A 16,089-nucleotide genomic window follows, 5' to 3' on the forward strand; every position below is an offset into this window, starting at 1 on the left:
ATAAATATGGGGTATTTCAAAAGTTAATCAGCATAATAATTTACTCCGCATTAGATTGTTTATGTGGTTAACCACATAAACAGTCAATAAGGACATAATCGTACTTGTCTTTTACAAGGCTCAGATAATTCTTCAGGACGCTTTCTCGGCTCATCGCCGTTACAAGCGTCATTTCCAATGACGATAGGCTGAGATTGGACGGTACAAGGTCTACCTTCTCTTTATGTTGCAGGATACCGTCAAAGGGATTTTGCTCCTGCTCCGATATGATTGCCTGAAGCTTCTCTGTCAGCGTTACGGAAAGGCTGTCGCTATCCCTCCAGCCGAGACAGGTCGTTAAATCTCCCTGCGGATCAGCGTCAATCAGAAGCACCTTTTTCCCTTGCATAGCAAGTCCAATGCCTAAATTAACCGTAGTCGTGGTCTTGCCCACACCGCCTTTTTGATTGCATACCGCAATCGTCTTGCAGTTTGACATCTCCGGCTTTACCTCCTTTCATAGATTTCACAGCCTGCCTCAATAAGAGGCGGCTATGTAAAGACCGCAGCATTTGTTCTCAACACCCCCTGCGGAAAGCGATTTGCTTTGTACGGGAAGCACTAAGGTTACGGTTTGCGAAACCGTATCATAGGAATCTCACCTCTGCCGGGTACTCCGCCAGCTCCGTAGAGAAGTATCATTATCATTCTGACTGTCATTGCCGTTTCAGTAGCAAGCTGAATTTCAGGTCGGGGATTCTCGCTCGTTCTCCGTATATCAATAGGAAAAGTCACGGCGTACCCACCTTCGGGCTATTCATCAGAACTAATGTCCTTAGCGCCTGTCTATTCAATTTTCAAGGTACTTTGAAGGGGGAAATCCCCTGCGGGAAAATAACCCCTTCACTCATTTGGACAAAGGGGGGCAAAATGCACACCCAAAATCGCCCCTTTTCCGAAAAAAATTTGAAAAAAATTTTTTGACCTTGAAAATTGCCCTAAAAACGCAAAAAAGCCGCCTGCTTCTCCGTAAAGAAACAAGCGGCATAACTGCGGTTTTATTCAGATGTATTGCACGGTCATCTTTTTCTTTCGTGCTTTTGTAAATTTGATAAGGACATCATCTACTGCGTCCGTATATCTGCCTTGTGCTATCAGATTATTTTTAAGGGCGATTAACGCCTGCAAAACCTGTCCGTACTCCTCGTCATCAAGATAGATATGAAATTGTCTGTCTTTCATCAAATCGTCTCCTTTATTTTATCTGTCCTTTTCTCCATTCAAAAAACCTCTGCCGGATAAACACTGTATCCTCATCTTCATTCGAGGTTATGAAAATATGTAAGCTGCGAAACGCTTTTTTGATTTTCATAGCGAAGTCTATTTCGCTGTTTCCTAATGTATATGGGATTTTAATCAGTTTGATCTCCCGCTTCCGGCACAGATATGCTTTCAAGGTTTCTACATTCTCTGTCCGACTAACCGTTTCAATCGCTGCTTTTTCTTCAGGTAAATATATTTCAAGAGGTATGCCGATAATCTTATCCGTATCCATCTGTACCTTTATGTGCTTCTTCGCTGCATAATACATAACCGCCAGCTTTGGAAAAACCGTCAGATAGTCTTTTTCACACACCTTACAGCCTTTTCCCTCAATCGCTCTTTCTGAAATTTTTGCCTTCCACGAGTGTCCGAGCGAACACTTCCACCATACACTCTGCATTGAATTCCTTGATATTTTGTTTGGGAAAATATCTTTGTTCCTCTCGTAATCCCATTCCGAAAGAAGATGTGTATCCGTCGTTGCTAAATCATTATACCCTGTCATAACCGCCCGATCTGCACAGACAGGACATACCGTTCCTTTTACACGAGCATATACGACTGACTGCCATTCATACCCGCACTCTCTGCACTTCCACCAGACATTTCTGCGGGACTTTTCGTTTATCATATCAGGAGTAAGAGGCAGATTCCTATCCGACCATTCCTGTGCAAGCTGAGGGTGTGTCGTAGCGAAATCATTAAATCCTTTCAGCAGAAGTTGACCGCTGCAATAAGGACACCCGCTTCCGCCTGAACGAGTGGAAATGAGCGTGTTCCATTCGTGACCTTTGCTGCACCGCCACCATACCTTCCGATTTGCAAAGACCGTAACCATATCAGGCTTTAGTGGGTAATTTCTCTCAGACCACTCAGAAGCGATTTGAGGGCGCTGTGAGGCAAGGTCATTAAATCCTACTAAGATTTTATTATGGGAGCAATACGGACAGCCTGTACCGTTTAACGCCCTGCTCTTAACCGTTGCTGTCCATTCGTGACCATATTTATCCTGCCAAATCACTTTTTTATGAGAGCCTGTCGTTACCATTGTCGGTTTCAGCGGATCATTCTTACTCGACCATTCATCAGCCAGCTCCGGCTTCAGCGTTGCCAGATCATTGATACCCTCTATCACTCTTGCGCCTGAGCAGATTGGGCAGTTTTCGCCGTTTGAACGAGCTTTAACACTTGTCTGCCATTCGTGACCGCAAGCGCCTTTCCACCAAACGACTTTGTTTGAGCCGTATGTAATCTTATCCGGAGTAAGCGGCAGGTTTTTATCCGACCATTCCGCAATAAGTTCAGGGTGTACCTCTGATAAAATATTGCTCATACTTAATCCTCTCCTTCCTCTGCGATTAGCTTCATTATATTGGGAAAGCGTGGATTGGTATAGTTTGCGATAATGGGTAGTAAAACTATGAGAAAATACAGAAGCCCCTGAGAAGCTATAACTTCTCAGGGGCTGTGTGAAACTAAAAATTATGCGATTTTTTTGTTGCTGCACCGATTTTAGCACCGATTGGTGTAAAATTGGTGTATTTGTGTAAAATCCGAGGTTTTCGGAAAATGAAGTACATCTCGTTTTAGTAGAGCTTTGCGCCCGCCGGAATATGGTCATCTACCATTAGAAGATGGAGCTTTTCTTCGCCTTCTTCGTGGTGTACCGCACTAATCAGCATACCGCAGGAATCAATGCCCATCATCGGTCTTGGCGGAAGATTGGTAATAGCGATACAGGTCTTACCAACCAGTTCTTCCGGCTCGTAATAGGCGTGAATACCGCTTAAAATCGTGCGTTCCGTGCCTGTTCCGTCGTCCAGCGTAAATTTGAGCAGCTTCTTGGACTTCGGTACGGCTTCGCAGGCAAGCACCTTGACTGCCCGGAAATCGGACTTGGAGAAAGTCTCAAAATCTACGAAATCCTTGAACAAAGGCTCGATCTCCACTTTGGAGAAATCTATCTTTTCCGGCTCGGCTTTTGGGGATTCAATCGGCTGAGAGTTTACACCAATTTCGTCCTTTACACCATTCAAGGGTTTCATTGTGGGGAACAGCAGCACATCACGAATAGCTGCGGAATCTGTAAGGAGCATACACATACGGTCAATACCGAAGCCGATACCACCTGTAGGCGGCATACCGATTTCCAATGCATTCAGGAAATCTTCGTCTGTATGATTGGCTTCCTCATCGCCCTGAGCGAACAGCTCTTCCTGAGCAGCAAAACGTGCTCTCTGGTCAATAGGATCATTCAGCTCGGAGTAGGCATTTGCCATCTCCCAGCCATTCATGAAGAACTCAAAACGCTCTACATAATCTGGATTCTTCGGTTTTTTCTTTGTAAGAGGAGAAATTTCAATAGGATGATCCATGACAAATGTAGGCTGGATCAAATGCTCCTCAACATACTCTTCAAAGAACAGATTCAGGATGTCACCCTTCTTATGGCGTTCCTCAAACTCTACATGATGCTCTCTTGCAGCTTCTCTTGCCTCTTCCAGTGTATGGATCTCATTAAAGTCCACACCAGAATACTTCTTAACTGCGTCTACCATGGTGATTCTCTCAAATGGCTTGCCCAGATCCATCTCCACACCATTGTATACGATGGTAGTAGTGCCCAGAACTTCCTGTGCCACATAACGGTACAGATTCTCGGTAAGATCCATCATGCCATGATAATCTGTATATGCCTGATAAAGCTCCATCAGTGTGAACTCCGGATTGTGACGGGTATCCAGACCCTCATTACGGAATACACGGCCGATCTCATAAACTCTTTCCAGACCGCCTACGATCAGTCTCTTCAGATAAAGCTCCAGTGAAATACGAAGCTTGAAATCCTCATCCAGTGCATTAAAATGAGTCTCAAAAGGTCTTGCAGCTGCACCGCCGGCATTAGATACCAACATAGGTGTTTCTACTTCCATAAAGCCCTGTCCGTCAAGATAACGGCGAACTGCACTTAAGATCCTTGAACGCTTGATAAATGTATCCTTTACCTCTGCATTCATGATCAGATCCACATATCTCTGACGATAACGGGTATCTGTATTGGTCAGTCCGTGGAATTTCTCTGGAAGGACCTGAAGGCTCTTGGAAAGCAGTGTCACCTCGGAAGCATGAATAGAGATCTCTCCGGTCTTTGTGCGGAATACCTGGCCTTTAATACCAATAATATCGCCTACATCCAGCTTTTTAAATGCTTTGTATGCATCTTCTCCGATACTGTCTCTTGCCACATAAGACTGGATCATGCCCTTCAGATCCTGCACATGGCAAAAGGATGCCTTACCCATTACACGCTTGGACATCATACGTCCGGCGATTGTTACATCTTTTCCTTCCAGTTCTTCAAACTGATCCTTAATATCCTGGCTGTGATGTGTCACATCATATTTAACGATTTTGAAAGGATCCTTTCCCTCTGCCTGCAGTTCAGCAAGCTTCTCCCTGCGGACCTTCAGCAGCTGGTTTAAATCTTGTTCCTGCTTCTTCTGCTCTGCCACTTTCGTGCCTCCCTATCTTCTTAAAAATTTCTGCCGCCCATGGGCCTTGCGCCTCTGAACGGCAGATAAAGTGTTATACGTTTCTCTGAATCTCAAGAACCTTGTATTTCATAATACCTGAGGGCATCTCTACCTCAACCACATCTCCTGTATGCGCACCGATCAGTGCTTTACCTACTGGAGACTCATTGGAAATCTTGCCCTGAAGGCTGTTAGCCTCTGTAGAGCCAACGATTTTCAGCTCAATGTCTTCTTCAAATTCATAATCATGAACCTTTACCTTACAGCCTACATTAATCTTGTCAAGGTCTACCTCATCCTCAACAACAACCTCTGCATTCTTCAGGATCTTCTCGATCTCTTCGATACGTGCCTCAATATCTCTCTGCTCATCCTTTGCAGCATCGTACTCTGCATTCTCAGACAGGTCACCCTGCTCTCTGGCCTCTTTAATCTTACCCGCAACTTCTTTTCTTTTTACTACCTTTAAATCATGCAGCTCTTCTTCCAGTTTTTTAAGTCCCGCATAAGTTAGTAAGTTCTTCTTTTCTTCCATCTGCCTTACTTCCTTTCAATCCGGATAATACGTTGTTATTCTTATAATCTATGCCACTCCGGTTATTACATTCATTGTCTGTTCACTGTTTTTCTGTATTTTTCAAGATAAAAAAGGGTACAAAAATCCCAGTGTATTCACAATTTCTGTATTATAACGAAAACCCCACTTTTTGTCAAGTGAGGTTTTCCCAGTTTTTATCCTTCCGGAAAAAGACGTTTGTACTGCATGTTCACTTCCTGCAGCTGAAATTCAAAATTCTGTTTGTGCTGCTGCACCAGGGTAGATAAAATAATCCCTGAAAACAGACAGATGATCGCAGACAGGATCACAAAACAGATCACGATCAGGCTTGGAATCTTAGTCACAACCCCCATGCTTAAATATTTCATAAAGATAGGGATAAAAAAGCCAGTACCAAGAACAAATAAAATGGCTGCAATCAGCGAAAAGAACTGCATTGGCCTGTAATCCTTATACATACGGATAATGGTACGGATCACCTTAAATCCGTCTGTATATGTATTCAGCTTGGACTCGCTGCCCTCTTGACGGTCACGATAATCAACGATCACATTATCAACCTGCATATTCTTGTCAATGGCATGGATCGTCATCTCTGTCTCGATCTCAAAATTCTTGGAAAGAACTGGATATGTCTTAACAAACTGGTAACTCATTGCCCGGTAGCCAGTCATAATATCCTTGATCCCACTGTGGAATAAACGGTTAATGCTTCCACGCACAATGCTATTGCCAAAATTATGGAATGGGCGCTTGTTCTCAGTAAAATATGTGGAAGAAAGCCGGTCTCCAACCACCATATCCGTCCCTTCATTCAGCACCTTGTCACACATCTCTCTGGCATACTCTGCCGGATAAGTATCATCTCCATCCACCATCAGATAACACTGAGCGTCAATATCCCTGAACATACTGCGGATCACATTGCCCTTACCTTGCTGATGTTCATAACGCACTACTGCCCCAGCCTTACGGGCTATCTGGTCTGTACCATCTGTAGAATTGTTGTCATATACATAAATCGTAGCTTCCGGAAGCGCAGCCTTCATATCCTGCACAACTTTCCCTACAGATTTGCTTTCATTATAGCAGGGAATCAGAACTGCTATTTTATCTGCCATGAAAAAACCTCCATTGTAAAAATTCAAGAATGCCTCGGCATTCTTGCTGCGAGGTGCGCGTCATGCAATTGCATGACATACTTCTCCTGCGCACCTCTGCAATCCTGCCGGAGGCTATATCAGCTGGGGGATTGACTCCCAGCTGATATATCTGTTGACAGTATACCATACCAGAGATAAATAGCAAACAAAAATTCATCGCCGTTCACCTCATTCACTGTAACAAAAAATTCCCCTGTGCCAGGAATTGTTATTTACTTTTTTCTTTCTTATGTTATAGTTAAAGAAAACAAAAGAAGAGGCTGATACATGCAAAGCCTCTTAATTTTTACTATGAAGATCCCGGACAACAGCCATAAATAAGCTATGCCTTCATGAGCGAATACATGGATATTGGATGGGCCAGGCCGTATGATTATGGAGGAAAAACATGAACAAAAAGCGTGTAGGCGTGATCACATTCCACGATTATGACAATTACGGGGCGATTCTCCAAAGTTATGCCCTTCAGCGAAAGCTTAAAGAAATGGGCACTTATCCAGAGATTATTGATTACCGCTGCGACTATATCAGCAATCCCTTCCGTCTTGTAAATCTTAAGAAAAAAGGACTTTTCAATTATATTTACGGTGCCATCGGACACATCTGCTATATCCCAAGACGGAGGCAGTGCAACCTATTCCGGAAGCACATGCGCTACAGCCAGCCGGTTTCCAGAGGCAATATGGGTGCTGTGGCAGGCAAATACGATATTTACATTGCAGGCAGTGACCAGATCTGGGACTATAAGCTGACCAATTTCGACACAACTTATTTCCTTGATTTTGTAAAAAAAGGCAAGAAAAAATGTAGCTATGCAGCTAGCATCGGTGAGCATGAGCCACCGGAACAGTACCGTAAGAAATACAGCTCCCTGCTGAAAGATTTTGATCAGATTCTGGTACGTGAGGATTATGGTGCCGATATTGTGGAGAGCCTCACCGGCAGCCGTCCTGGCATTACCTGCGACCCTACCCTGCTTCTTACAGCAGACGAATGGACATCTTTATTAAAAGAGCCCCGATGTAAAAGCAAATATATCCTGGTTTATCAGCTTGGGATCAACAAAGAACTGGTGGACTTTGTGCGCCGCCTGAAAAAGAAAACCGGCCTGCGTGTAGTTTATATTCCTTTCCCGCTTGTAGGCCTTATGAACTGTAGCTGCAAGATCGCCATTGGCCCTGCCCAGTGGATGGGACTTTTCAAAAACGCAGAATATGTAATTTCTGACTCTTTCCACGGTGTGGTTTATTCCCTGCTTTTTAACCGCAACTTTTTTGCCATGGTCAATGGCCATCATATGAACCGCAGGGTACAGCAGCTACTGAAAATGGTTGGCCTTTCCCACCGTACCATCGAAAACGTAAGTGATGAAGAGCTTACCCAGCCTATTGATTTTACCTTTGCCAATGAAGAGATCGCCCGGTTCCGTGAAGAATCCCTGGCACAGCTTCGCAGCCTGGTAAAGGAACAGGAGGATTGATCTGCAAATATGTTTACCGAAAATCTAAAAAAAAGCGATTGTTGCGGGTGTATGGCCTGTGCCAACATTTGCGGCAAATCTGCCATTACAATGAAGCACGATAAATGTGGTTTTTATTATCCTATCGTAGATGAGACCAAATGCGTAAATTGTGGCCTTTGTCAAAAAGTCTGTCCTATGGAAGACACTTTCACAGGTGTGGATGCCTCCCCGGATATTTATGCACTTCGTAACCGGGATCCCCAGATTCTGAAAGGAAGTTCATCCGGCGGCATGTTTACACTGCTGGCCAAGTGGGTCATTTCCCAGAATGGAGTAGTATACGGAGTTGCCTTTGACAAGGATTATAAGGTTCTTCACATGCGGGCACAGTCCATGGAAGAGGCATCTGCTTTCTGCACTTCCAAATATGTGGAAAGTGACCTATCTGAAGTTTACGTTTCCCTGTCACAGGATCTGAAATCTGGAAAAACTGTACTGCTGACCGGCACTCCCTGTCAGATCGCAGGCGTTCAAAAATTCCTTCGTACCAGGCATATTCCTACAGATAACCTGTATACCTGTGACAATATCTGTCACGGTGTTCCAAGCCGGATGCTATGGAAGGATTATCTTAAAATCCTGAAAGAAAAATATATTGCAAAGGATGACCGGATCACAGGGATCAACATGCGCAGCAAGCGGGTTTCCTGGAAAAAGCAGGTCATGGATGTAACCCTTGAAAAGGGAAATCTGGAAAGCGTTATGGAGGACTTTTCCTTCAACCGTTTCTTCCTCAGCCTTTATGGAAACCGCCCTTCCTGCTTCCATTGTCATTATACCAGCTATAAGCGGCCAGGTGACTTTACCCTTGGAGATTTCTGGAATGTGGAAAACGCAGGCGTTACCTTTGATGTGGAAGGCGGCGTGAATTTGGTACTTGTAAACACTCCCAAAGGCCAAAAGCTGTTTGATCAGCTAAAGGAAGAGGCAGATTACCAGTCTGTTTCCAAAAAAGCCAGCTGGCAGCCTCATCTGGAATATTCTGCGAAACCGCCTGCAAAGCAGGCTGCATTCTGGCATGAATATACCGAAAGCAACGACAAGGAAATGATAATGCGTAAATATATGCAAGGCTCCTTCCTTACAAAAGTGATCCGCAAGGTTACTCCGTTTTTACGTAAAACCGGTCTTTACGGTTTCGCTGGAAAAATGTATAAAACCCTTCTTGTAAGAAAGAAATAAGTGAGAAGTATTATGACTTACAATAATGCAAAGACCGAGAATAATCATGACTTGCAAATAGAAATATCCGGAAAGGAATGTGACTTACCATCGAATACGTGAATCAAGAAAAAAATGTTAAAAAAGCCTTTTTGTGGAATATGATCGGAAGTACCTGCTATTCAGCATCTTCCTTTCTTTACCTGCTGATCGTTACCAGACTATGTGGTGTAGAACTTGCCGGTTTTTTCTCCCTTAGCTATGCTACAGCACAGCTGCTCCTCCAGGTCGGCCGATATGGGATGCGTACCTTCCAGGCCACTGACCTGGATCACAAATATCTTTTTTCTGAATACAAAGTGTCCCGTGTATTTTCCTGTGCTGCCATGATGCTTTTTGGTGTCATTTACAGCGCCTACAGCTTTTCAGGAGAATACATTGCCATCAGCATTTTTGTTATCATGATGAAGATGATCGATGCAGTAGAGGATGTATTTCACGGCAATCTGCAGCAGAACTACCATGTAGAGCTTATGGGGAAAATGCTGGCTGTGCGTAATGTATATTCCGCAGTTTTCTTTACTCTGCTGCTTTATTTCACCAGGAATCTTTATCTGACCTGTGGTGCAACAGCCATTACATCCCTGATGCTGTGTCTTCTGGTAAATTCCTGGGCTGTGCAGCATATTTCCTCCCGGCAGCCGAAACGAAGCTTTCAGTTCTCCCATGTGCTGGAATTACTGAAAATGTGTACCCCGCTGTTTGCAGGTACCTTTCTTTCCCTGCTGCTTTACAATGTACCCAAGTATGCCATGTCCAATGTAATGACAGATGAATATCAGACCTATTACAGCATTTTATTTATGCCCTCTTTTGTGATCACACTGATGTGCGAATTTGTATTCAAGCCTATGATCACCACTATTGCAGGACTATGGTGGGATAATGATCTGAAGAAATTTGTTCTGTACGTAGCCCGTATCATCGGGATCATCTTCCTTTGCTGTGGTGGTATCGTCATTGCCGGGCATCTGCTTGGAAGGACTTTGCTGGAGCTGATCTATGGAGTAGATCTTTCTCCCTATAAGCTTCACTTTATCGTACTTCTCATAGGCGGCGGTATCGGTGCTGAGGTGTACATGATCTACAATATCCTGATCGCCATCCGTAAAGGAGGCTGCATCCTTCCGGTCTATGCACTGACTGCCCTGATCACCATTCTCCCGGCAAAGGCTATGGTACAGAAGCTAGGGATCATGGGTGCATCCCTTAATTATCTGTTGTCCTGTTCTGTTTTATTTATTATGTTTTTTGCCATTTTGATCTGGGTGATCCTGAAGAAAAAGAAAGCATTATCTCATTGATCTTTCTTTACAATAGGCTGTCCTATACGCAAACAGCTGCTTTTTTGAATAATCACTTTATATCCTTATAGAATTACAGGGGACTGCATCTGCAGTCCCCCGTTTGTTTGCATATCATGGATCTGTCTGCGGCTTTGCTGCAGGTGTGATCCCTTGCCTCATAATTATTTCTTTTTTACTGTAACAATACACTTGGCACTGATCTTCTTGCCAACCTTTACAATGATCACAGCTGTTCCCGCTTTCTTTGCAGTGATCTTTCCAGTCTTGCTTACAGTTGCCACTTTTTTATTAGAAGAACTGTAAGTTACCTTTGTCTTGCAGGTAACAGGTGTTACAACTGGTTTCAGCTGATAAACTTTCTTTTTCTGCGGTTTCAGCTTCAGTGTCACTTTTTCTGGTACACCGGTAAGTGACCATGCAGCTACACTGCCTTTCTGTACATTCACCTGAATGGTCTTCTTCTGTTTCTTCGCTGTTACAATGGTGATAACTACCTTTCCGGTTGACTTCTTGGAAGCCTTCAGCTGAATGGTGTTCTTTTTCAGCTTCTTAACTGCTACGATCTTCTTATTGGAAGAAGCCACAGACTTGATACTGTCTTTTGATGCCAACGGAATCACCAAAGATACTTTCTGATTTCTCTTGATTGGAAGAACATAAGGCTCTGTCTGTGCTTTTTCAGTTGCGCCACAAACGCTGCAGGCTCTTGTCTGCTCACCAGCATCCACATAAGTAGCCTCTTTGGTCACTGTCCACTGGCCCCAGGTATGTACACCTGTTGCAGGGATCACTTCTGTCTTTGTGCCGCCGCATACTGCACATTTTGCTTCTTTTACTCCTGCCTCTGTACAGGTTGCTGCCTTTGTTACTACCCACTGGCCCCAGGTATGTGCGCCTGTTGCTGGGATCGCTTCTGTCTTTGTAGCACTGCATACTGCACATTTTGCTTCTTTTACTCCTGCTACAGTGCAGGTAGCTGCCTTTGTTACTGTCCATTCACCCCAGGTATGTGCTCCTGTTGCTGGAAGTACCTGATCCCTTGTATCTCCGCAGATCTCACAACGCTGTACACTGGATCCGTCTACACCACAGGTAGGATTGGTAACAGTCTCATCTTTCCACTGATGATCGCATGCTTCCTCTGACTGTCTTACAAAAACAGCAGCCTCATCCACGCCGATCAGTTCATCACCCATCTTCACTTCGGCTTGAACCCAAAGAGCACCCGGCATACCCAGTTCCTGATAGATTTTCCACAGCTTTGCGCCATAGAGAGTGAGCATGGTGCCATCTGCACTTACTGCATAATTATCTCCAGGAATCATGATTTTTTCGTCGCCTCGATATCCATACAGACTCCAGATAATTTCCGGCATCTTATCTGCCGGCATCCGAATCTTAATATTCAGCATGCAAATCTCATTATTATAGATCCAGCTATTGCTAAACTCCGGATCCCTCAGCTCAGAGATTGTTACATCCTGATCCTTGTTTAAGATACGGTCGAAATGAATCTCTTCTTCTGCTACATCTTCCCAGAATTCATTGCCATAACGGTCACTATGGAGTTCCTGTGCTACCAGTACGATCTGAGTCTCAGTGCCTGATATACGTACCAATGCCGGGATATCCTGCTCTGCAGTAGCAGGTGTTCTTTCCCATTTCTCACTATCATATTCCACACGCCAGCGAACATTTTTATTATCCAGTGTGCCTGTGATCTTTTCTCCGGTTTCAGGATCAAGACCTGCATATTTAACTGTAGGATTATACTGGTTCAGATCTACCACAGAACCAACTTTATTACCTATATCACCATTGTCATCCCAGCCTTCCAGTTGTACATTATAATGCAGGTTTCTTACAGAAATGTTGATATCAGTATACGCATCCCAGTCCGGATAGTCTTTTTGATCCACATCATCAAAATGTGTTGCCCTAGATACAGCCCTGAAGCCAACACCAAATTGACCTTCGTCTTCGCTCTTTGTTGCCTGCACAACTGCTTTATTTTCGCCCATTTCTATAGAGGCGAGATTTCCAGGAACACCTCCGTCCATCTCTATATAATATTCATTGGAAGGTACCTCTGTTTTCTCAGTATTACCATCTTCGCCCTGTACTTCTTTGTATACCTTGAAGCTGATCTTCTGGTTTTCTCCTTTCAGCATCTGCCAGCCGGTTTCAAACTCAGCTTCCAGTGAATAAATGGTGTCATGTACCCAGATATCAAAGGTATGTGTCTGCGCGTCACCGTGAATATCATTATAGGTAACTGTCACCCTGGTACCGCCGTACTTGACTCCTGTAAAGAGATAACCGTCGTCCTTTTCTTCGTAGGATACGGATGGCTCAGGATCGTCCTCCTCCAGACTCTCTATCTTTATTCCTTTGATCTTGCATGGAACAGGCTCACCAGACGGATACTCACTGTTTTCCACATAACAGTTGAAATCCTTGCTAAGCCAGAAACGATTTCCCTTAAACATCTGAGTACCATAGCTAGGATACTGGTAATCCTCTATGGCATCTCTTGAGTATATGCCTGCTCTCTCCTCAAACACCTTTATACCATCTGTTTCAGGTGCTCCTGCTCCTACATAGACACGAATCTCAATCCACTGTCCCTCCTGCAGATTCTTCTGGACCTCTGCCAGAACCTTTCCATTCACATGAAGCTTAGAAGCATCTTCTGCATCCACGTGCCAGGATCCGGCATCGATCGTTCCCAGCTGATCCCCATCGTTTTCAGACCGAGTGCCTACTTCCCAGTCGATCCGGTAAAGTGCTTCACCTTTATCCTTCAGGTTCTCTGTGTTAAGCTGAAGTACATAATCCTCTTCGTTGTTGAATACATAGGTGCCGCCCTCCTCGCGAAGATTCTCGAACCATACGGAATAATCAAGCTCGTCAAACCAGAAGTTTCTGCGGCAGATCTCATCCAGCCCACCATTTTCATTCTTAATGTTGGCAATCAACGCTATATTTGTACTCTCGATTCCCAGTCTGGTAAACCGTGGGAATATGTTTCCTACCGGAGATTTTGCAGACCAAAGATTCCAATCAACTTCCCAGGTATATTCAACATCGTCTCTTATTGTTTCCTGGTCGCCTTCTACATGCCGGGTGGAGATTCCCAGGTTGTTCAGATTAAAAGTACCGCCAACCGGAGGATTTGGCGCTTCTTCTGCTACAGAGATATAATCGTATCCATCACACACGTCAAAATAAAACTCATTCTCAGCAACAGGCACCAGCTCACCCTGCTCGTTCTTTATGGATGCCCTCACCCGGATAGAAGTCTCACCTCGGTTTTCGCCATCCGTGCTCTCTACATGAATATAGGTTTTGCCATCCTTCTGGATAAAGGAAACATCCTTCAGGAAATCATAATCGATCAACTCGCCATTTTCATTCTCAATTAGTTCCAGAGAGAAGTCCTCAATGTCTTCGCCTCCCATTTCCTGGTCACTGTGTCTCCACTCATGATGCAGGGTTACAGGCAGATCCATAGCAGTTCCCGGAAGCATGGAATTATTGTCATTAGGATAAACCGCATCCAGGTTGTACATATCCTTTTCTACATAAAATTCTGTCTCATGTACCTGCGTCGCTCCAGAAATATCCGTATAGGAAATGAATGCTTTTACCTGACCCGGACGATTGGCATTAAGATTCCATCCACCCTCATGTTCTGTCACTTCAAAAATATCGTCATTGCCTTCCAGTTCAACACCGGTGATCTGGAAGTTAATTGGTTCTCCCCCAATATGTTCCTTATCCTCTACATAGCCTTCGCCTTCTTTATTGATCCAGATATTCTGATCTACAAGAACGGATCTATAGTCATTCTCAAAATGGTACTCATACCAGGATTCTGCAAGATCCAGACCGGCTTCATCTGTATACAGAACAAATTCACACTGTGGCTCATCACTCGCACCGGGAATATAACCTACTACCTCTGTGCGGATCACAAAATGCCAACCCTCTTCCAGCTCCTGATAAGCCTTTGCAAATCTGGCACCGTTAATGTAGAGCATGTTACCCTCTGACTTCCAGAAAGCCGTCTCATCTGTGCCAATATATGGGATAAAGGAATCCTTTTCTGTGTCTTCTTGTATTTTACCAACAGACCAGCGGACATAATAATATTCGCCATTGCAACCAAGTTTATAGACTCCAAACTCCACACAAGAGTTTTCCTCATTATCATATACAAAAGTATAATTACCGTCATCGTCGCCTCGCAGATTCTCGAAATACATATCATAATCCAGACAATCAAAACTGTACTCCCTGCCGCAGATTTCTTTCCACTCACCAGCATCATTCTTTGCCTCTGCCGCAATATAAAGATCTGCATCATCAGCTGTCTTGCGGTATACTATAGGAAAATCTGCCGCACCATCACTTACATTTTTCTTCACATACCACATATTCTCATCCGGCTCAACCAGTCGGAAACGTACATCCTCCCGTACTTGGGGTACTTCTGCCCCAACTGTATAATGCAGTACCTTAAGTCCAGACAGATACAGCTGCTTACCTGCCCCTAATTCACTGTTATCGTCCAGCAGCTTCTGTGGTGCAAGCACATCATATGCAGATATCCGTTCCACCATCCGCACCCTCTTTTGCTTTCACAAGCAAAGAGTTATCCTCAGGATTAATGGTAACATCAATCAGATTGCTGTCATATGCTGTGCCGTCTTTAAGCTCCAGCTCATATTCTATAGCATTCTCTTCATCACCATTCTCTCCACCAGCATTCTCTCCATTATCATTCCCTGTATCCACGTCAGGTTCTGTTTCCGCAAGATTGATGACTTCTCCATCACCGCCATCGCCTTCATTATCATCATACCATTCAGAAACAGATGTGAAAATCTTCATCTCACTGCCTGGAAACATATGCCAGTCTCCACTTTCATATTCCGCATACAGCTCATAGTGGACAGAGCCTCCGTCATCTGGCTCTTCTCCCTCTGCCGGATTCTCTCCCTCTACCGAATCTCCTGCATTATCACTGAGAAGATCCACATCCTCTACCTCTTCACAGGTAAACTCTGCCGGCTCCTCTGTACTCTCATCTGCCGGTGCTGCCGTAAACGAATCCTCCGGTACATCCTCCACATCCTCTACAGATGTTTCCCCTGAAGGTATCTCTTCTGCCTGTGATACCTCTCCTGCCTGCTCCTGATCGGAAAACTCCTCCACATCCACGATCTGCTGATCCGCTTCTTCAGCCAATGCCATAGATGGGCAGCTTCCTGCCACCATGGAAAAGGCCAGTGTCCATGCGCCCAGACGCTTCCATACTTCCTTATGTCTCATGCACATCCTCCTTTTCTTGTCAAGCGGATATCCGCCATCCGCTTCGCTGCTTGCACATAATCAAATCACTGTCCTGCAGTTGATCCAGTTATGCTGTTGATAGTTATTCGCTCTTTGAGCATATTTTCACTCAACAGGTTAGTTA

11 protein-coding genes are annotated in these 16,089 nt (G+C 44.4%); 3 read left to right on the top strand and 8 right to left on the bottom strand.

The genetic code is table 11. The features are described from left to right. Positions 1-67 precede the first annotated feature (67 nt). The 6 genes from G5B11_RS10150 to G5B11_RS10175 all read right to left on the bottom strand — a co-directional run bounded on the left by G5B11_RS10150 (position 68) and on the right by G5B11_RS10175 (position 6,515). On the bottom strand, positions 68-478 hold the full coding sequence (locus tag G5B11_RS10150) for an AAA family ATPase (protein WP_173727952.1): 411 nt from the start codon (positions 476-478) through the stop codon (positions 68-70). A gap of 563 nt (positions 479-1,041) precedes the next feature. Then, positions 1,042-1,221 carry a hypothetical protein gene (locus G5B11_RS10155; protein ID WP_055194971.1) on the bottom strand — a complete coding sequence of 60 codons (180 nt, stop codon included), beginning with the start codon at positions 1,219-1,221 and terminating at the stop codon, positions 1,042-1,044. Positions 1,222-1,234: 13 nt separating this feature from the next. Next, positions 1,235-2,635, bottom strand: a complete 1,401-nt coding sequence (locus G5B11_RS10160; protein ID WP_173727954.1) for a zinc-ribbon domain-containing protein — start codon at positions 2,633-2,635, stop codon at positions 1,235-1,237. Between the two features lie 253 nt (positions 2,636-2,888). Continuing rightward, complete coding sequence (gene lysS / locus G5B11_RS10165; protein ID WP_173727957.1) at positions 2,889-4,814, bottom strand: lysine--tRNA ligase; 1,926 nt, start codon at positions 4,812-4,814, stop codon at positions 2,889-2,891. A 73-nt stretch (positions 4,815-4,887) separates the two neighbouring features. Continuing rightward, positions 4,888-5,370 (bottom strand): transcription elongation factor GreA, encoded by a 483-nt coding sequence (gene greA, locus G5B11_RS10170; RefSeq protein WP_158422077.1) that lies wholly within the window; start codon positions 5,368-5,370, stop codon positions 4,888-4,890. A 197-nt stretch (positions 5,371-5,567) separates the two neighbouring features. Next, complete coding sequence (locus G5B11_RS10175) at positions 5,568-6,515, bottom strand: glycosyltransferase family 2 protein (protein WP_173727959.1); 948 nt, start codon at positions 6,513-6,515, stop codon at positions 5,568-5,570. Positions 6,516-6,945: 430 nt separating this feature from the next. On the opposite strand from G5B11_RS10175, the gene G5B11_RS10180 reads away from it, so the two are divergent. The 3 genes from G5B11_RS10180 to G5B11_RS10190 all read left to right on the top strand — a co-directional run bounded on the left by G5B11_RS10180 (position 6,946) and on the right by G5B11_RS10190 (position 10,604). After that, on the top strand, positions 6,946-8,037 hold the full coding sequence (locus tag G5B11_RS10180) for a polysaccharide pyruvyl transferase family protein (RefSeq protein WP_173727961.1): 1,092 nt from the start codon (positions 6,946-6,948) through the stop codon (positions 8,035-8,037). Positions 8,038-8,046: 9 nt separating this feature from the next. Then, positions 8,047-9,261 carry a Coenzyme F420 hydrogenase/dehydrogenase, beta subunit C-terminal domain gene (locus G5B11_RS10185; protein ID WP_173727963.1) on the top strand — a complete coding sequence of 405 codons (1,215 nt, stop codon included), beginning with the start codon at positions 8,047-8,049 and terminating at the stop codon, positions 9,259-9,261. Positions 9,262-9,392: 131 nt separating this feature from the next. Continuing rightward, entirely contained in the window at positions 9,393-10,604 is a 1,212-nt protein-coding gene (locus G5B11_RS10190; RefSeq protein ID WP_173727965.1) for a lipopolysaccharide biosynthesis protein, read from the top strand. Between the two features lie 164 nt (positions 10,605-10,768). On the opposite strand, the gene G5B11_RS10195 is transcribed toward G5B11_RS10190, so the two are convergent. Next, positions 10,769-15,232, bottom strand: a complete 4,464-nt coding sequence (locus G5B11_RS10195; protein WP_173727967.1) for an Ig-like domain-containing protein — start codon at positions 15,230-15,232, stop codon at positions 10,769-10,771. Beyond that, positions 15,207-15,944 carry a hypothetical protein gene (locus G5B11_RS10200; RefSeq protein WP_173727969.1) on the bottom strand — a complete coding sequence of 246 codons (738 nt, stop codon included), beginning with the start codon at positions 15,942-15,944 and terminating at the stop codon, positions 15,207-15,209. Before G5B11_RS10200 ends, G5B11_RS10195 begins: the two co-directional genes overlap by 26 nt. Positions 15,945-16,089: the final 145 nt, after the last annotated feature.

Source organism: Blautia glucerasea (assembly GCF_013304385.1).
In the GTDB taxonomy this organism is placed as follows: Bacteria; Bacillota; Clostridia; order Lachnospirales; family Lachnospiraceae; genus Blautia_A; species Blautia_A ammoniilytica.